A 17,769-nucleotide genomic window follows, 5' to 3' on the forward strand; every position below is an offset into this window, starting at 1 on the left:
AATTTTACAGGTGCACGGATCGCGCCTTATGCCAACGGATGGCACATTTTCACGGAGGAAGAACTATGAAGCACGGAGGATAGAATGGGATTAAGAATCGGTACCAATGTGGCAGCGTTGAATGCACAAAAAAATCTGTACATGACTAACATCAACGCAAACAGATCAATGGCAAGATTGGCTTCTGGAATGAGAATCAATCAAGCTGCTGATGATGCTGCAGGTCTTGCGATCAGCGAAAACCTCAAAGGACAAATCAGAGGTTTAAGACAGGCCAACCGAAATGCCAACGACGGTATTTCTCTTGTGCAGGTCGCGGAAGGCAGCTTGAATGAAGTCTCCAATATGCTCATTCGTTTGAGAGAGTTGGGTGTACAGGCTTCCTCTGACACTATTGGTGAAACTGAAAGAAAGTTTTTGGACGTTGAGTATCAACAGCTGAAATCCGAGATCCAGCGTATTACGGAATCCACGGTTTTCAACGGTTACGAGCTGCTCAACGGTACTGGTGGAATGATTGATATTCAGGTCGGCGTAAACAACGACCCGTTCCGAGATCGCATCAGCTTTAATGCCGGTGCGGCCAATGCCACTATCGATGCCCTGGGATTGACGGCAGAAAGTGTGGCGACGAAGGAAGGAGCTCAGCTGAGCTTGGATACCATCGATCAGGCCCTGACATCGGTGAACGCGATTCGCGCGAACTTCGGTGCCTTACAGAATCGTCTGCAATCAACATCCAACAACTTGTTGATCGCTGATGAAAACTTGTCGGCAGCGAACTCCCGAATCAGAGACACTGACGTGGCGGCAGAGACCTCTGAGATGACAAGAAATAATATCTTGTTGCAAGCCGGGGTTTCCGTTTTGGGTCAGGCCAATCAGTCACAACAATTGGCTTTGAAGCTCTTGGGCTAATAAGTTAAAAAGCAAAAGGCGGCTCCTTTAAAAAAGAGCCGCCTTTTTTATTTTCTGTTCCCATGTTTTCAACGGACTTTCATTTAGACAAATGCCGCCCAGAGTAATGCGAATATTGTTGAATTGGGGCCTTCCGCAAGGCACGTACAAAGTCTATGAAATTCATTGCGGCTTTTCTTTGCAGTATGGTGCTTCAGGCTCAGGTAGCCTGGGATTTAAATGACGTTTCTTATTTGATGCCTTTGCCGACCAAAGTGGGCGAAGATTCTTTGCTGAAGCTGGAAAGCCCCGCCCGCGGTGGAGCTTTATTGCCCCTATCCTTTGTAAATCAGATTCCGGTCCTGGCTATCGATCGCAGCCGTGAAGAGGTCAACACTACTTTGCGTGTGGTGGGTGTTCGTATTGATCCTTGCTTCCCTCTGCCAACGCCTCAGTCTTGCCAGCGTCAGATTCGCCTTGTGTGGCAGCCGATAGAATTATCCCGTCGTGATGAAATCCAGTCTGTGGATGCAGCATTGCATAGTTTCTATGTTCTGCAGGACTGGGAGTTTGACGGTCTTTTGAAAGAGCTGGCGGCGTGGAAAAAGAAACACTCAGTGAATACGACCTATCTGCCATTGCAGGTGCACCCGGCGTGGAAGCAGCAAGGGGATGCAGCCCCGGCTTTTGCTGAATTTAATAAAATTATTCTGAAGTACGCTGGCGCCGAAAACTTTACGCGTGTGACCGCCATGGTGCTACGGGGGAATGCTGACATGTGGGCCTTTGCGGGCTTCGAACCCGCGGAGGGTGGCAAGTTGCAAATGTTGTCAGTGCCTCGATTGGGAGATCGCAAGGCGCAGTCCTTTATAAATTTGGCGGTTCCTCAAGATCACTTTGCGGGCGGGGGCATTGCTCCTTCACCGAAAGGGCCGGATACATTCAGCAACCTGGCCGGAGAATCCATCCGTCTGGATGAGCCGGGGACAGAGGAGTTGATTCGTAAAGAAGTGCGGGCTGCTTTCCGCGTGGAAAATCCCAAGAATTTCAACCCGGAAAACATGGACTGCGTCAGTTGTCACGTGGCTCAACCGGCTATTCAATGGGTTTTGAATAAACGTCCGGAACTTAAAGTCGATCAACTGTGGAGTCATGAAATCTATGCCAACGCCAAATACAATCTTGGCAACATGAGCCCTGAAGTGTGGAACACTCATCAAATCAGAGCTTTTGGATATTTCGGACGAAACGTGGCGATCAGCCAAAGAACGATCAACGAGTCCGCCGAGGTGGCGGACCTGATCAACAGAATTACTGCGCAAGAGTAAGAGGAATCAAATCCACCGCAAAGCGGGCATTTTCCTGATACTTGTACTCGATGTCGCCACCCAGGCGGACCGAGTTGTTTTCCGGATCATAAGCCCAACCGCCCGCAACTTTGTTCGGGATGATCTGGCCACGGCCCGCATTAAGTTCTGCCGGCGTGCCGTAACGAACTCGAACCTGTAATACACCATTGTCAACACGAGGACGCTGGCTTAGGAAGATCTCTTTCGCCAAAGTCTTTTTGGTGATATCAGAACCGATGCGCGCCAGATCGTCACCGAAGTTCTTGTTCACGATGCCGACGATGTATTTGGACTTAATGGCTTCTGGAGATCCTTTTTCCTCGTTGGCCAGAACAATCAGTTCTTCCAGCTTTTCAGGACCAAAACCTTTGCAAGTGCCGTTGTTTTTTGGTGTCTTCTGAGTCATGTCAAAGCACTGAGGGTTGTATTTCGGATGAATACGCAAAGCCCAGTCCTTGTATTCGTCAGCGTCATTGGCCTTCACAAGAACGCCATAAACGGACAGCTTGTTCGCCTTGCCACCTTTGAAATCCAAAAGTGTGCGAGTCATTTGCTCCGTTGTGATGCGAGAGTTTTTGATTTCATCAGCGTCCGTCAGGAAAACCACTACCAGCTGCGCTTCGGGGCGGAAGAAGCCTTCATTGACGCCACCACGACCCGACTTTTCCAAAGCGGCCGTCAGGGGAGCAAAGAATTCCTCGTCTTCAGGACCGCCCTGAGAGTAAGGCGCAACACCTACGTTCAATGAGGATGATAAAATGCTCTTTTCTTTCTTCGTTACATAACGCTTGTTGTAGGACTGACCTTTGGAGTCCTTGATGTAGCGCAGTTCGCCGATCTGGAAGGAGTCCTTTTTTGTTTTTGCGAAACGTTCAGAACTGTCCCAAGTTGTGATCACACCAATGTGGTAGTCGATCATCGCATTCTTGTTAATGCCGTTGGTAAAACGATCCAAGTTGCGTAACAGGTTTTCCTGGGCCGACTTCATACTTTCAGAGTTGTCTGTCACAAACAGGATGTCTACTTGCGGGTTGAAATCCAGCTGGCTTTGACCGCCATCTTCAGTGATCCACGTGAATTTCTGTTCCTCAACGTGTTCATACTGAGGGATTTCCACAGGAGTCGGTGGAACTTCGGGTTGTTGCGCCATAATGCCGCTGGATTCCGGACTGCAGGCCGCAACCAGCATCAAAGCAGAAGCATAAATGCAAAGGGCAATGACTTGTTTCACATTTTCCTCCTGATGTTCTGCGGGCAGGTTTTGGCTGCCACGTCGTACTTATCAAGTTCATCAATCCAAGGGCGACCGTCATCCATAAAGACCAGTTGATCTTCGCCTGTTTTTTGGAAGTCGCCTTTTGAATAAAGCTCTTGGGCCAGTTTCATGTCGGTATGAATTCTTTGAATGGCTTCAACCTCGATCAAATTCAACTTCTGAACGATACGGAAGTTGGCTTCAGACTCAGTCTTTGCCAGCTGCTTCATGCGGTTTTTAAGTTTCGCAAAGCTTTCTTGTTGGATCTTGGCAACTTGAGACTGCAAAGTGGGCTGAGTGTTGCGGTCCTTCAGGATTTCCAATGCTTTTTCAGAAACCTTGAAACGCAGCATTTCCTTCTGAAGATCCAGATCCTTATAGTAAAGAACCGGCAGTGTCAGCAGTGATTCCGCAACTTCTGAGGCTTTCAGTGGGAAGTTCACAGTCTTGGACAGAACCTTAGCAAAGGATTCGTTCATGCCGGTTTCAGCCAGCTTTTGAACTTCCAGGATACGGTTTCTTTGTCTTTCCTTAAAGGCTTCGTGAGTTTCAAAGACACCTTTGTAATCACAGATTCTTAATTGAGTCAGAGAACGCAGGAAGTAAGCCTCTGAATTAACAACCTCACCAAACTGCGGGCTGATCAGAGTTTTGGTCTGTGCCAGAGCTTTTTCGGAATCATTTTTACGGAAATAAGCCCAGCCTTTTTCTTCGACGGCTTCAAACCAATAGTCGCTGCCTTTGGGAATTTGGTTGTAAAGCTTCAAGGACTCGTCAAACTGACCCTTGGCAAAAGCCAAACGGGCTCTTTTCATGGATTCTTTGCCTGAGCAATCCACACATTTCGGCAGAATCTCTTTTTCAAGAGTCTTGAAATCCAAAAGCTTTAAGGCTGTGGCATTGTCCTTGGCGGAGAGGGCTTTTTCAAAAGACTGACCCCAGTTCTTTAGAACAAGCGTCTCTGCAGCGCCAGCGACGGACGCCGTGCCTAGCAAAGAAGCGATAAGAATGTTCTTAAAAAACAAGCTACGGGAGATCATAAAATGAATCCGATTCCCAAAGAGCCCACAACAGTGTCCAGAGTTCTGGAGCCTGTGACAGGCTGATCTTTATAAGTTTGATATCTCATCTCGGCGCGGGCTGAGATGTGTTTCGTGATCCAGGCACCCACACCAGCACCAGCTGTCATCAAGCTGGTTGTGCCGCTGGAAAGAGTCATCTGACCACCACCTGCCAACAAGTAAAGGTCAAACTGAGTCACACCCATATCCAGGAAGCTGGTTTTACCGTAAATCGGGTACCAGTTCACAACGGCCATGGCAGCGTTTTCCGGATAATCGATATCCACCGCATAGGCGCGGCCGCCGGCTTCGTAGTTCTTTTTGGCTTGATCGAAGATACGCTGACCCTCGTCGGTCAGTTTGTTGCCGTAATCATAGTAGCGAACGCCCAAAGACCAGCGGGGAGTGATATGATAATCAGCTGCCAGACCCAAAGACTGGGTTTTTACGTAAGAGTCACCACCGAAAACGCTGCCGTAAGAAACGCCGAACTCAACCCGGTTGCGTCTTTCAACGATACGGTCCTGTACGATGCGTGTGCGTGTCTGGGACTTGATGTTTTGAGCCATTTCCATCAATTCCTGATTTCCGCCCAGGGAATCAATGTCATCAGCCAAAGTGGCCTTCTTTGCAGAGGACTTGCCAGCCGCCATCGCAGGAGACGCCATAAAGGCGGCGGCAATGACGGAAAGAGAAAGAAGCTTAAGTGTTGTTTTCATTATTGGGCTCCTTGGGAAGCCTGCTCAGGCGCAAAACGAATTTTCAACTGAGTCAGGGATTCTGGAGTTGACAGTCCATTTGGACCATAAACTTTAAAGCTAAGGCGAACACGCACCCCATTAGCATTCACCATGAATGTCCCATCTTTCGCCAGTTGTGGTTGCACAGTGATCTTCTTTGTGTCGAAGACCAACTTGAACTTCCAGCGAGAGTCCCCAAGGTATTCAGGATCTTTTTGTTTTGAATCAGCAATCACGTGACGAGAGCCATCCAGCTCCAGGAAATCGTTCCCGGCTGTGTAGCTGACACCATCATAGCTCACAACCAGACGTGGCTTCTGCTGGCTGCGGCCGTCGATGCCTGGTACTTTCACCGTGACGGTAAAGACAGTTTCAAGGCCCTGCATCACTTCAGAACCCAGTCCATCCACTTTCAATTCAGACGGAGCTTCCTGGTTTTTGAACACGAACAAAGTCGTTTCTTTTTCACGCACAAGGCCTTTGAGCTTGTCAGCATTCTGGCTTGTGGCTGAAACAACCTCAGCGACGAATTTAACATTCACAGCTTTCATGTTGGCTGTGGATGCCACAGTGTAAAGAGCCGGGTTGTATTTAAGAATATAAAGATCTTTTTCCTTTTCAGAAGCTTCCAGTGTCGCACCTTCAGGCAGACCTTGAGCTGTCAACTTGATCTGAACGCCCGGAATAAGAACACGTGCGTAAACTTTGAAAGAAGATTCCTGACCTTCGTTGAAGGTCATTTGTGCATCCGGAGTGATCACGATGAACTTTTCGTCAACAGTGGATTCTTCTTTCACCACGACTTTGGGCTTTTCAACCACAACAGTGTTGGTGATTTCGCGAGGCTTGTCGGGACCGTGAGTGATCACATCCTGAGAGTGTTTTCTCAAAGTTTCAAGAGTCGAATTTGGTACAGGATCCTTCTTCCAATCACCGCAACCGGCAAGGATCAAAGTCACTGGAACGGTCAGAATAGTGGTTTTCAGAAAGTTCATTTTGTACCTCTCTTAGCGGCTGCTCACGCGCATAAGTTCAAATGGGTAAAGAACGTCAACATTTACATTTCCAACAGGGCGAGGGAACTGCCATGATTTCATTCTCTGCAGCATGCAGTTTTCAACCATACGAGATCCCAGGGAAGACTGAGCCACTTTCGCCGTGGTGATTCTTCCCGCCGGGCCGATCACGAAGTCCACGGCCACGCGTCCACCGATGGATGGCTGTGCCTGAAGACCCTTTTCATAACAGTAGATGATCTGACCCTTGTTTTTATTGATAACCGCGATGATCTGGTCACGATCCAGACCGCCTTCGACAGTGGCTTCTTCATCCAATGGCAAGCTGACAGCCGAAGTGCCACCCACCAAAGAGATCTTGCCGTAACCGGCGCGACCACCACCAACACCTTTCGTGCCGTAGCCACCCGCACTTTGCGCACGACCGCTGCCTTCACCAGCAGAACCTGCGATCAAGCCGTTACCTGGAAGGTAACCTTTGATGCCACCACGGCCTGCGGAACCAACACCGCCACCGCCGCTGCCCACGCCGGCAGAATGGATGGCCTTCATAGAGTTGTTATCCAGTCCCTCGTAACCACGAGTGCCTTTCGGTGTGCCACCCAAAGCAGCCAACGCACCAATACGGCTGACGTCCTTGGCTTTGGCTGTGTTCACCTTGTAGGGTTTTGTTTTCAGCTTGGCTTGGGCTTTGGGTCTATAGACTTTGTTGGTCTGTTTGATTTTGGTTTGAGAGACCTTCACGTGGGCGCGAGGCTCCTGAACTTTTTGAGCGGGCTCTTCTTTGGGAAGAACGATCGTCACTAGAGTAGGCTCTTCTTTTTTAGAGAAATAAGAAGCCCAGATCCAGGTTCCCATCATCAGACTCAGAACGGCTGCGATATGCGCCAAGGTGGTCTTCTTCAGAACCACTTTCAGCTGCTCGTCGTCCTGGTCTTCGGAAAGCTGATAGGTCGGACTGTTTGCAGGCACTCCATTGGCTGCCAGACGCAGATGCCCCAGGCCTTCCAAGGCAACGCCTTGTTCGTTCATCTGGGAAAGATCAATGGTTTGCAAAAGACGGTATTCGATCTCGTTGGATTCAAGAGTTTGAAGGTTGGAAACCGCTTCGATACGACGACTGTCTTTCAAGTACACGATATTCAGCGATTCAGAGTCCACGGCAAAGGTGCGGACCTTTTGTCCCAACCTATTTTCAAGAATTAACAGCTTTGCAGTACTCATATTCAATCCTAGTTTCTTTTCTCGTCTTGGTCGATTTTGTCATCGAACCGGTTTCGACCACCCAGCAGATCCTCAAGAAGCTTGTCATTCTCAACGGTTGCTTTGGTGTTCAACGAACTCTGGTACTTACCTCTGAGGGCACTGCCATCAAATTTGAACGAGGTGCCGAGTTTGGGCCTATGGCTTTGCTCTTTTTTCACCTTATTCGCTCCTGTCGCCTTTTGAGACGCAGAAGCTGGTACCGCTAGTAGAGATAGCAAAAGGGGGGCCAGAAAAATCACCTGTTTCATAGGCTTTTTCCTCTCTGAATTTGATTTAAACGGGCTTCCAGGTAAGACGGCATCAGAGGGTGGCCCATTTTTGTCTCTAGGTATTTCAGGTTTTCAAGGTCACGCACATTGGACGGGTTTTCAGACACGGATTTACGTGCAGAAACCAGATCTTTTCTCGTGAATGAAGAACTGTCCAAAGCGTCGGCTACGGCCGTTTTCATGCGACCACGGCCTGGCAGCTCTTCCAGAATTTGCATTTCACGCAGCAGAAGCTTCTGAATTTCCGGACGAGCCATCTTGTATTCATTCGCCAGTTGCGCCAAAGCTGGAGAACTTGCCCACAGTTCATCCATTTTCTGACGAGCTGTTTTAGCCTTTACCAGATAAGGCTTGGAACGGCCTTTGAGGATATCAACATACTGCTTTTGCTCTGCCGGGCTCAGACCTTTAGGCATTGGCAAAGCCGCCAGATCACGAACCAGGCGCTCATTTTCAGAGGCCACTATATTCAACATGATCAGCTGGGCTGTGATGTCTTTCAGGGCCACAGATTCGCTTAGAAGTTTGTCCGCTTTCGCTGTCAGGCCCATGCGCTCCTGAATGGATTTTTGCACGGTACGATCATTCTTTGCGTTCAACTGGTGACGGACAATCGTTGGATGGAATTGGCCCACTTTATTGTAGAAGTCCTGCTTCTGGAAGAACTGAGCCGCTGATTTACGACGAAGCTCTTTCATCTCAAACACGGATTTCAAACCCTTTTTATCCAGGGTGCGCGCATAAACCAGCAAAGCTGTTTCATTCAGAAGATCTGGTTTTGCCTTCAGCTCTTTGGCTTGCACTTTAAGTTCTTTGACCGGGTTGGAGGACAACAGAACCAAACGGGATCTCATCACCAAAGCGCGCTCACCTTTAAGGCCTGCCTTCAAGGCGGATTTGTAGTGCCTTTCCGGATTCAAATCAGCCAGATCCGCCAGGGTGCCCAGGCGGAACTCGCGTTCTTTTTCGGACATCTTGGAGTTCTGAACCTGGGATGCCATACGGTAAGCATTCTTGAAATCCAGATGCTTTTCATAGTGAGCAGCCAATTGTTCGCGCAATTCATCTTTACGAGACGCAGAAACTTCGGGCATCGCAATCTGTGCCAGGGTCGCCTGAACGTAGGTGGAGTCTTCACCAGTCTTTTTTGCCAGAACGCTGATGTTGTTATAAAACAGAATTTTTTCTTCGGCCTTCGCACCAGAGACGTCTGTCGTCAGAACTTTTTTAAGAAGTTTTGAATGTTCTGAAGTGGAAGATTTGGGGTTGTTGGCAACAGCAGCCACCTGATTCATCAGGGCCTTGCGAGCCAGAGTTGCAAATTCAACTTTGTGAGCCGGGAACTTTTCAGAGTATTCCCAGGCCCACTCTTGCAGAACTTCCTCATCTTTCAGTTGAGCAGCAGCATCCAAGGAAAGATCGGCCGCCTTCTTGCGAAGATCGGCATTGCCTTTTTTATCCAGCGCCAGTTTATTGAATGCCAAGGCAGCTTCTTTTAGATTTTTTTCCTGATAGCTCAGATATGCCAGCTGATAGCGGACTTCGAAAGATTTGGCATCGTCATCAGAGTATTTCAAGAAGTGCAGATAGGCCTCACGACGCAGTTTCAGGTCCTGGGACTTTTCTGCCGCGGAAACTTCATTAGCCAAAGCTGTTTCACGCTCTTTTTCAGAGAAAGAACGGCTTTCGCTGATGCTGCGATAAATCTGGATAGCCAATGGATATTTCGCCATATCCATGGCGATCTGGGAACCACGGTTCGCCATCTCGATATCCGAAGGGAAGGTCTTGTTATAGATCAAGTAAGCGTTCAGAAGATCCTGATCCGGCTTCAATTTCTTGGAGCGGTGAAGTTCTGTTACATAACGCTTCATGGTTTTCTGCAGTTCTTCGCACTTGGATTCTTCACAGCCGGTGTTTTTGAAAGCTGCGGCAGCTTTGGCGAAGTCTTGAGTCGATTGAGTGGTCTGTCCACGGTCGTAGTTGACCTGCGCCAGGCGAACGAAAGCCTCCAGGCGTTCTTCTTTGGTTAGATCCGGTTGTTCCAAGTAACGATTTAAAATTTTGTGCGCCGCCTGCTTTTGTCCCAGGCGGTCGGCTTCAGAGGCAAAGTGGAACATCAGCTCTTTACGGTTTTGAGCAGGAGCCAGAGACTCGAATTCATTGATTTCTTTGTCATTGATGGCTTTACGGGAATAGAACGTCGCCAGATCTCTCATGATATCGGCGTGGAAGACAGGATCATACTTAGATCCCTCTTCGGTGTCGCGAGTGATGAGGTGTTTGTTTCTAAGCAGGTTTTCCATGATCGCGATGGCCGAGGAAAGCTTTTCCTCGTTGAAATCACACCAAGCCATATTGTAGGTGACCAGCGCACGATTTTCCAATTTGTCGTCTTTAAGCGCAATCACGTAGTTTTTTCGAGCTTCAGCGAATTTGTTCTTTTGGAAAAGAAGATCACCCAAGGCCGCGTGAGAACGGGACACGATGGAAGGATTGATCTTTTTGGCCTTGGCTTCTTTGATGATTTGTTCAAACAGGCGAATGGCATTGTCATTTTGACCGGCCATTTCATACAAGTGCGCCAATTGGAACAGGATCGGACCGTGTTCGTTGAGACGAACCTGGCGAAGAAGCTCTTCGTAAATGCCTATGGCTTTTTGACGGTCGGCTTTGGAGCCTTTGCAACCGTCGCAGTTTGCCTCCACTTCGGTCATAAAGCGGTCACGGGCACGTTCAGCCAAAAGATCGGCCAAACGTTGTTGGGTGGGAACCCAAGATGGATCTTCCTTGCCGATGGCAGACAGGACCCGTTCCATCTTCTGGATAACCAGGTCCTGAGTTCCGGAGTTCATCTTGTCAGCATGGGCAAGACGAACATTCAATACTCCGAGGCAAACAACACTGAGAATGGTGATTCGTCTTAGATTTTTCATTTTCCAGGCACCACAGCAAATTTAAGTTTTTCGATACCGGCCAGAGAGCCTGCTTTGATCAAAGGATCCAGCTCGGCGTATTTCATTTCTGTATCCGCCTGGATCATTAACTCGAGGTCTTTTTCCTCGGAGTTCTTTTTGATTTCTGCCAGCTTGTCTGTCAGGTCACGCGCAGCAATTCGTTTGTCGTCCAGGAAGTAATTGCCCTTCTCGATGCGCAGAATCGGAGCCACCTTTTCGACACCCTGACTGTGATTGGCGGTTGGAAGACTGATGCGGGATGGGATTTGTGTTTCCATGCCACCATTTTGAGTTCCAATCAGCAGATAAATCACGATGATCGAAAACGCATCGATCAGTGAAGTCAGCGGCAACGCCAAAGCCAGATCACGACGAAGCAGGCTTTGTTTTTTGCCGCCACCACCCAATGCAAGAGCTTCTTTCATTGGAGAGCGTTTGGCTGTGGAAGTTTCCAAAAAGGATGTCTTTTTCATAGTTCCTACCCCAGCGGGGACAAGCCCACGCCTTCAAAGGCACTTTGTTTAAGTTGATCCATCACGCGGATCACATCACCGTAGGATGTGTTCGCTTCTGGACGCACAACACTTGTTTTAAGATCTGGATACTGATCGCGAAGCGCTTTGAGTTTTCCTTCCAAAGCTTCCCAGTTCACGCCCTTGGTGGATTTGCCAATGCGGGATTCAAGGACTTTGGCTTTAGGAACATCTCGCAAAGAGAGTTGAACGCCACCGTCAGCAGCCATCGTCACCCACAGCGAAGGGGGATTTTTGGCGCCGGCTGTGGAGTTGTCTCCAATGGCCTGCTTTGTATCCAAAGTCCCGATCTGAACAAACACCGCCGTCAACAACAGAAAACAAATCAGGACGGAAAGGATATCCAGAATAGGAAGGATATTGATTTCAAAGTTCAACTCTTTCTTGTGGCTCATACAAGAGATCTTTCTTTCTTGTCAGATACCGGTGCGTAGTGGAAACCCAACTGGATGAACAAGTTCAACGCGGCTTTGTTCAGATCTTCCGTCAAACGGGAAGCACGGTTTTGCAGAACCGCGTACATGATCAAAGCAGGAACCGCAACCAACAGGCCGTAAGCTGTTGTATTCATCGCCAAAGAGATACCGTTGGAAAGAATCGCCGCTTTTTCAACCGGGTTGGCGTTGGCAATACCCGCGAAAGAGTGGATCAAACCGGTGATGGTACCCAATAGACCGATCAGGGTTGCCACGTTGGCAAACATCGCCAAGAAGCCAATGCGCTTTTCAATACGAGTGTTTTCCTCAAGAAGAATTTCATCCATCTTAAGTTGGATTTCTTCTTTGCCACCCATATCAATAGCGGCCTGAATACCCGCAGAGGCAACAACACCCAATGGCTCTTTGGAGCTCAATTGCAGGGAACGACGAAGAGCCTTGTCCAAGTTACCGCTTTTAATATCTTCAGCGATCGCTTTAGAAAGCTCTTTTTGATTGATCTTGCGATTGACGAAAAGAGCGATAGAGCGCTCAGCGATAATCGCTACAGACACGACTTGAGCAGCCAAGATAGCCCACATCCAGAAAGCGTCTGAAGAAGTAAAACCACGACCAAGTGACAATAGGAATTCCATAAGTCCTCCGTTAAAAGAATCCGAACCCTTAAGAGCAAGGGGGGTGCCAGAGCCCAGCGTCTCATTACGAGGCTTTAAAGGATCAGACTGTGCATTAATTTAACGGAGGTGACGTTTTAGGGCGTCACTATTGAAAAAGGCCGGTTGCCCGGCCTTTAATTTTATTCTTCGATTGCGGCTGTGATGTTTTCCCATAGCATGGGGCTTAACAGCTCTGAGCCGATCATCATAACGGGCTCAGCGTCTTTGGCGCGGCCACGCTTGGCTTCGGTGGGCAGGTGCCCTGTGCCGCCGTTCAGTTCAAACCAGGAACGACGAATTGCCAAAGAATTTGAAACAAACAGGTGAGGGAACTGTTCCAGTTCCTTTTTGTTGGCTCTTCCATATTCAAAGGTGCTCAGCACATTGAACTTTCTGGAGGTCTCAATCGACTCCAGTCTTTGGAATCCTAGCTCCATCAGATATTTAAACTTCTGTCGACCGGGTTGTTTTGAGGTGAAGATCAAATCCAGATTTCCGGAAAGGAAATTGGCTTCCAGTTCGTTCAGATCGAAGATATCCAAGGTGATCTTTTTAACGCCCACTTCTTCAAAACACAGTCGAGAAGCGTTCAGGGCAAAGTCGGAAAGACCCTCCAGGGTCCCGATGTGAAGTTCTGCCACCATCTGGTTGTTGCTAATACCCTGCAATTCAGTTTCCAGACGACGGATGGACTTTTCAAAGATCTCTGAGAGCTGAAAGGCCACACTGGTCCATCCGGATTTTCTTTTGGCCGAACGATCCAGCAGAACGATTTTCAGCTCGTCCTCGATTTTTGCGATAATACGGGAAAGCTGGGGTTGGCTTAAACCCACATGCAGGGCCGCTGCTGACAGATTTTTGAAGTTCACAGCTTTTGCCAGTACGCTCAGCTCATAATACAACTGTTGCATCAAGTCTCCGCATTAAGGTTTTCTGATATAATTTAAAAAGGCCAGCATGCCCAGCAAAGCCGCCATCACATAGCCGATGAAGCTCATTGTTGGCATGCCCATGACGTTACTTCCGGTGGGGTGAACAAAGATAAACGAGGAACTGAGAATCAATGCCGCAATGATCACCGCCAAAAACAGCAGATTCGAGGAGCTTTCCACCGATCTTTTTAGTTCTTTGATTTCACCCACATGCAGACGGAAGGCATGATCGGGGCTGTTCACTTTGCGCAGGAAGAAGTTCAATTGTCTGGGAAGCGAATTCAGGAAGTTTTTGGATTCCCGGGCCATCTGTGACATCTCGTGAATCAACTTGTCCGGACCAAAATGAGTTTTGGCCAGTTCGCCGGCAAATTCCAAAGAATATTGAAGGAAGTCGAAGTCTTTGTGGATCTTGCGTCCCATGCCTTCAATGGCCACGATGGATTTAAAGAACAGCATCAGGTCCGTTGGAACCTGGATATGGTGACGGGCCGCAATCCCTGAGGAGCGCATCAGAACCTTCCCCAGATTGACGTTCTTTAACGTCAATCCGAAATAAGGTGCAATGAGTTCGCGCAAATCCTTGGCGAAGATGTCCACGTTCACGCGGTCCGTAAAAGGTGCCAGATCGACATATTCGTAAGCCAGCCGTTCATAGTCTTCACGGGACAACGCCAGAAGCATATTGGCGATGGAGGCTTGCGTGCGGGAGTTCAATCGCCCAACAACCCCAAAATCGATAAGACCGATCTTGTTTTCCGGAAGAACAAAGAAATTTCCGGCATGCAGGTCCCCGTGGAAAAGACCGTCCTGGAAGACCATTTTAAGGTAGGCTTTTAGCCCCCGCCGAATGACTTCCTCGGGGTTGATCCCAGCTTGCAGCAGCGCAGATTCATGACTGAGTGGAACACCGGGAAGGGCTTCCATCACTAAAACACGCTCGGTGGTCAGATCCAGATAAACTTTGGGGATCTTGATGTTCTCATCCCCGGCGAAATTTTCCTGGAAGCGGCGGATGTTGTTGGCTTCAACCACGAAGTTGGTTTCAAACTCCAAAGTGCGGAAGTATTCATCCACGATGCCCACGGGATTGTAGGATCGGGTTTCAGGAATATAGGTCACCAGCAAATCAGCCAACAGGTACAGGACATTCAGGTCATCGTTGATCGTTTGGATAATACCGGGACGTTGAACCTTGATAACGACATCTTCGCCGGTGCTAAGACGGGCCCTGTGCACCTGGGCGATGCTGGCGGAACCCAGGGGCTCTTTTTCAATGGTTTCGAATTTCTGATAAAGGGTGTTGCCGAACTCTTCGCGCAGAACGGCTTCGACAGTTTCAAATGAAATGGATTGAACACGGTCATGCAGCTTTTCGAATTCAGCGACATACTCTTCGGGAACAAGGTCGGGACGTGTTGCAAGCAGTTGTCCCAGTTTGACGAACGTGGGACCCAGCTCCTCAAAACTCATCCGCATACGCTCTGGCATTGAAAGGTCTTCAACATCAGAGCTTGCGTTGAGTCTTTGGATAATGAACTTACCGAGCTTTACCTTTTCCGCGACCTGATGAAAGCCGTGCTTTGCGAACACCCCCACGATCGTTCTGAGTCTTGCTGCGTTTTTTAGAGTCTTTCCGATCTGGCGTCCGGTGCTTAAGGCTGTCACTATTCTTCTCCGAATAATCGTTATTATCCCGGAGTTTAGACTGTTCGGCAAACATCAATTTTTTGCTGAGCTTTGGTTTGTCCGCGGCTTCCCCCTGGTGCTGCTCACGGTACTTCTCTGGACCAAGGATCATCTCGAGCAAAGTCTTGTCGGGGCCCTTCTTGTCTTCTTCATCCAGCTGACGTGGTTTCAAATTGTACTGCTTTTCAACCTTACGCAGCTTTTCAGAACTTCCTTCCGGGGCATCTTTGCGAACATCACCGAAGAACCGGGATTTTCCATGCTCCTGAACTTTGTTCTTTTGCTTGAAGCGATCAGGGCCTTCCTCGCGCAAGTTCTTTTTGCCAGTGTCTTTGGATTTGCCGTGTTTTCGGTCTTTTTCGTGTTCTGATCGGCCTTTGCGTTCAGAACGATCCGCATGACGTTCTTCATGGCGTTCTTTGCCGCGGGCAATATGATCTTTCGGGCGCTTCTGTGCATGCAGTTTCTTTAAAACCGCCGCCGCAGATCTTTCCGCACTGGTTTGTTCGTCATGTTCATCCTTGTCCAGCCCGGCTAGCGCAAAGTTGATTTGTCCTTGCTCGGGATCAGCCGCCACCACCTGAATACGGATGTTGTCACCAATATTGTAGGAGAAGCCCGAACGTTTTGCGACCAGGCGAAGGTTCTCTTCGTCGAACTCAAAGCGATCACCGCCCAGATCATCCAGACGAACCAGACCGTCGATGTCGTATTCGCGAAGTAGCACGAACACTCCGAATTTCGCCACGGAGCTGATCATGCCATCAAACTCCTGACCCACGAATTTTTCCATGAAGCGGGCTTTTTTGATGGACTGAACCTGACGTTCGGCTTTCACCGAGCGTTGCTCTGCCGCGGAAAGGATTGTTCCCGCTGTCGAAAGATCATCTTCGCTCATCAGGCGATAACGGGAATTTGGCATCACCTGATTTTTAATTAAACGATGCACAATCAGGTCGGGATAACGTCGGATCGGGGAGGTGAAGTGAGTGTAGAACTCAAAGCCCAGTCCAAAGTGGCCGACGTTGTTCATGCTGTATTTTGCCTGACTCATGGATCGCAATGTCAGGATGTTCAGGATCTGAGATTCCGGGCGGTTCTCAAACTCCTCCAAAGCTTTGGTCAGGCGCTTTTGCAACTTACCAGTGCCCAGTTTGGTTTTTCCGCCGAAGTTTTCCAGATACTTTTCCAAAGTCCGAATCGCCATCTCATTTGGCGGTTCGTGGATACGGTAAAGAGCCGGGATATTGCGACTGGCCAGGAACTTACCCACGGCCACGTTCGCAGCCAGCATCATTTCTTCGATCAAGCGGTGCGAGAACAGGCGTTCAGACCTTTGAATGTCGACCGGGACTCCGGCGCCATCAATAACCAGTTCTGTTTCCGGGATTTCCAGATCCAGAGAGCCTTCCTTAAAGCGTTTTGCCATCAGGATTTTCGCCAGGTCATAAAGTCTTAAGATATGCTCTTTGACGTGACGGTGCTTTTCGATGTCATTGCCGTCAATGATCTCCTGGGCTTCACCGTAGGTGACCCGGGCTTTGCTTTCCATGACTCCTTCATAGAAGTCGGATTTTACCAGCTCACCAGTGAAGTCAATCAGCATCTCGGCCACCAAGCACAGGCGCGGCACATGAGGATTCAAAGAACACAGTCCGTTACTTAGAACCTCTGGAAGCATGGGGACAACATAGTTCGGGAAGTACACGGAAGTCCCGCGTTCATAGGCGTCTTTGTCAATCGCGGTGCCGATTTTCACGTAGTGGCTGACGTCAGCGATAGCCACATAAAGCAAGAAGCCTTCGTTGGTCATTTCAACATAAACGGCATCGTCAAAGTCTTTCGCCGTCGCACCGTCGATGGTGATCAGGGCTTTGTCGCGCAAGTCACGACGTCCTTGGAAGTCTTTCTCATCAGGCAGCTCGCTGAAGTGTTCGGCCTCTTCCAAAGTCGCTTTTGAAAATTCCAGGGGAATATTGTTCGCACGAATGACCCGCTTGATATCAGTCAAAGGATCCAGTGCATTGCCGATGATTTCTGTGACTTTACCTGTGAAAGGTTTGCCGTCATCCGGATAGCTGGTGATCTCAGCGGCGACCAGTTCTTTGTCTTTGGCGCCCATGGAATCTTCAAGTTTGATTTTTAAATCCTGGCCCCAGCCTTTTCCTTCATCGCGAAGGGCGCCGGTTCGTTCGTTCATTTTGTAAAAACGGCCCACCACGGTTTTGGTTCCACGCGAAAGAACTCGAACCAACTCGCCACGGAAGCGTTCACCACCCTTTTCCGGGAAAACTTCGATGGCCACTTTATCGTTGGTCATGATGCCTTCCATGGAATGGCGGGGAATGTATACGTCAGGGTGTTCTTTGTCGTCGGGGATGAAAAAACCAAATCCGTCTGGATGTCTTTTTATGGTGCCGTTGAGGATCTTCTTTTTTTGCATTGTCAGGCTGTATTTCCTTTTATTAAAGATTATCACAAGTTAGGCAGGCGAAAAGGAGAATCTTTGTGCGACAAAAGCGACGCCGAAGTCCTGTTAATGTCAGCAATGACTTGTGATTGAACAGATAATGAAACTTAGAAACTGGATAAGACTCTATCGAAAGTCTTTCTAAGAGATATGTGGGATAAAGATATCGTAGATTGATGAAGAAAGCAAATTCGAGCTAAAGCGAGTGCTTTCGGTGACTTAGAAGGCAAGGGAGGCGGGCT

At 48.8% G+C, this 17,769-nt stretch carries 15 protein-coding genes; 2 read left to right on the plus strand and 13 right to left on the minus strand.

Annotated elements, in window-relative coordinates; translation table 11 throughout:
• Window positions 1-84 precede the first annotated feature (84 nt).
• Window positions 85-918 carry a flagellin N-terminal helical domain-containing protein gene (locus tag ACZ5ZZ_RS01840; RefSeq protein ID WP_464119886.1) on the plus strand — a complete coding sequence of 278 codons (834 nt, stop codon included), beginning with the start codon at window positions 85-87 and terminating at the stop codon, window positions 916-918.
• 155 nt (window positions 919-1,073) lie between these two features.
• Window positions 1,074-2,225 (plus strand): hypothetical protein, encoded by a 1,152-nt coding sequence (locus ACZ5ZZ_RS01845; RefSeq protein WP_464140978.1) that lies wholly within the window; start codon window positions 1,074-1,076, stop codon window positions 2,223-2,225.
• Here ACZ5ZZ_RS01845 and ACZ5ZZ_RS01850 read toward each other — a convergent pair.
• The 13 genes from ACZ5ZZ_RS01850 to rnr all read right to left on the minus strand — a co-directional run bounded on the left by ACZ5ZZ_RS01850 (window position 2,209) and on the right by rnr (window position 17,500).
• Entirely contained in the window at window positions 2,209-3,477 is a 1,269-nt protein-coding gene (locus ACZ5ZZ_RS01850; RefSeq protein WP_464140980.1) for a hypothetical protein, read from the minus strand. The genes ACZ5ZZ_RS01845 and ACZ5ZZ_RS01850 overlap by 17 nt on opposite strands.
• Complete coding sequence (locus ACZ5ZZ_RS01855; protein WP_464140981.1) at window positions 3,474-4,541, minus strand: tetratricopeptide repeat protein; 1,068 nt, start codon at window positions 4,539-4,541, stop codon at window positions 3,474-3,476. Before ACZ5ZZ_RS01855 ends, ACZ5ZZ_RS01850 begins: the two co-directional genes overlap by 4 nt.
• Complete coding sequence (locus tag ACZ5ZZ_RS01860; RefSeq protein ID WP_464140983.1) at window positions 4,538-5,281, minus strand: outer membrane beta-barrel domain-containing protein; 744 nt, start codon at window positions 5,279-5,281, stop codon at window positions 4,538-4,540. The genes ACZ5ZZ_RS01855 and ACZ5ZZ_RS01860 overlap by 4 nt, the downstream gene beginning before the upstream one ends.
• Entirely contained in the window at window positions 5,281-6,297 is a 1,017-nt protein-coding gene (locus ACZ5ZZ_RS01865) for a hypothetical protein (RefSeq protein ID WP_464133054.1), read from the minus strand. Before ACZ5ZZ_RS01865 ends, ACZ5ZZ_RS01860 begins: the two co-directional genes overlap by 1 nt.
• A gap of 12 nt (window positions 6,298-6,309) precedes the next feature.
• Window positions 6,310-7,542 carry a TonB family protein gene (locus ACZ5ZZ_RS01870; RefSeq protein ID WP_464140984.1) on the minus strand — a complete coding sequence of 411 codons (1,233 nt, stop codon included), beginning with the start codon at window positions 7,540-7,542 and terminating at the stop codon, window positions 6,310-6,312.
• Between the two features lie 8 nt (window positions 7,543-7,550).
• The gene (locus tag ACZ5ZZ_RS01875) at window positions 7,551-7,832 is read right to left on the minus strand and encodes a hypothetical protein (protein ID WP_262554450.1); all 282 of its coding nucleotides are present in this window, start codon (window positions 7,830-7,832) and stop codon (window positions 7,551-7,553) included.
• A complete protein-coding gene (locus ACZ5ZZ_RS01880) occupies window positions 7,829-10,789 on the minus strand; it encodes a tetratricopeptide repeat protein (protein WP_464140986.1) in 2,961 nt (986 codons plus the stop codon). The genes ACZ5ZZ_RS01875 and ACZ5ZZ_RS01880 overlap by 4 nt, the downstream gene beginning before the upstream one ends.
• Window positions 10,786-11,283: an ExbD/TolR family protein gene (locus tag ACZ5ZZ_RS01885; protein ID WP_464133060.1), complete on the minus strand. Its 498-nt coding sequence runs from the start codon at window positions 11,281-11,283 to the stop codon at window positions 10,786-10,788. Before ACZ5ZZ_RS01885 ends, ACZ5ZZ_RS01880 begins: the two co-directional genes overlap by 4 nt.
• Window positions 11,284-11,288: 5 nt before the next feature.
• A complete protein-coding gene (locus ACZ5ZZ_RS01890; protein ID WP_464119895.1) occupies window positions 11,289-11,738 on the minus strand; it encodes an ExbD/TolR family protein in 450 nt (149 codons plus the stop codon).
• Window positions 11,735-12,415 (minus strand): MotA/TolQ/ExbB proton channel family protein, encoded by a 681-nt coding sequence (locus ACZ5ZZ_RS01895; protein WP_464140988.1) that lies wholly within the window; start codon window positions 12,413-12,415, stop codon window positions 11,735-11,737. Before ACZ5ZZ_RS01895 ends, ACZ5ZZ_RS01890 begins: the two co-directional genes overlap by 4 nt.
• Before the next feature lie 161 nt (window positions 12,416-12,576).
• Window positions 12,577-13,347, minus strand: coding sequence for a LysR family transcriptional regulator (locus ACZ5ZZ_RS01900; protein WP_464133062.1), 771 nt, complete (start codon window positions 13,345-13,347; stop codon window positions 12,577-12,579).
• Between the two features lie 12 nt (window positions 13,348-13,359).
• Entirely contained in the window at window positions 13,360-14,961 is a 1,602-nt protein-coding gene (locus ACZ5ZZ_RS01905; protein ID WP_464140990.1) for an ABC1 kinase family protein, read from the minus strand.
• The gene (gene rnr / locus ACZ5ZZ_RS01910) at window positions 14,909-17,500 is read right to left on the minus strand and encodes a ribonuclease R (RefSeq protein WP_464140992.1); all 2,592 of its coding nucleotides are present in this window, start codon (window positions 17,498-17,500) and stop codon (window positions 14,909-14,911) included. The genes ACZ5ZZ_RS01905 and rnr overlap by 53 nt, the downstream gene beginning before the upstream one ends.
• Window positions 17,501-17,769: the final 269 nt, after the last annotated feature.

Source organism: Bdellovibrio sp. HM001 (genome assembly GCF_055397275.1).

Bases quoted from the DNA above. Each gene is read 5' to 3' on its own strand.
- ACZ5ZZ_RS01855 (WP_464140981.1), bottom strand. From the start codon at position 4,541: ATGATCTCCCGTAGCTTGTTTTTTAAGAACATTCTTATCGCTTCTTTG.
- ACZ5ZZ_RS01880 (WP_464140986.1), bottom strand. From the start codon at position 10,789: ATGAAAAATCTAAGACGAATCACCATTCTCAGTGTTGTTTGCCTCGGA.
- ACZ5ZZ_RS01865 (WP_464133054.1), bottom strand. From the start codon at position 6,297: ATGAACTTTCTGAAAACCACTATTCTGACCGTTCCAGTGACTTTGATC.
- rnr (WP_464140992.1), bottom strand. From the start codon at position 17,500: ATGCAAAAAAAGAAGATCCTCAACGGCACCATAAAAAGACATCCAGAC.
- ACZ5ZZ_RS01875 (WP_262554450.1), bottom strand. From the start codon at position 7,832: ATGAAACAGGTGATTTTTCTGGCCCCCCTTTTGCTATCTCTACTAGCG.
- ACZ5ZZ_RS01860 (WP_464140983.1), bottom strand. From the start codon at position 5,281: ATGAAAACAACACTTAAGCTTCTTTCTCTTTCCGTCATTGCCGCCGCC.
- ACZ5ZZ_RS01845 (WP_464140978.1), top strand. From the start codon at position 1,074: ATGAAATTCATTGCGGCTTTTCTTTGCAGTATGGTGCTTCAGGCTCAG.
- ACZ5ZZ_RS01885 (WP_464133060.1), bottom strand. From the start codon at position 11,283: ATGAAAAAGACATCCTTTTTGGAAACTTCCACAGCCAAACGCTCTCCA.
- ACZ5ZZ_RS01895 (WP_464140988.1), bottom strand. From the start codon at position 12,415: ATGGAATTCCTATTGTCACTTGGTCGTGGTTTTACTTCTTCAGACGCT.
- ACZ5ZZ_RS01870 (WP_464140984.1), bottom strand. From the start codon at position 7,542: ATGAGTACTGCAAAGCTGTTAATTCTTGAAAATAGGTTGGGACAAAAG.
- ACZ5ZZ_RS01900 (WP_464133062.1), bottom strand. From the start codon at position 13,347: ATGCAACAGTTGTATTATGAGCTGAGCGTACTGGCAAAAGCTGTGAAC.
- ACZ5ZZ_RS01890 (WP_464119895.1), bottom strand. From the start codon at position 11,738: ATGAGCCACAAGAAAGAGTTGAACTTTGAAATCAATATCCTTCCTATT.
- ACZ5ZZ_RS01840 (WP_464119886.1), top strand. From the start codon at position 85: ATGGGATTAAGAATCGGTACCAATGTGGCAGCGTTGAATGCACAAAAA.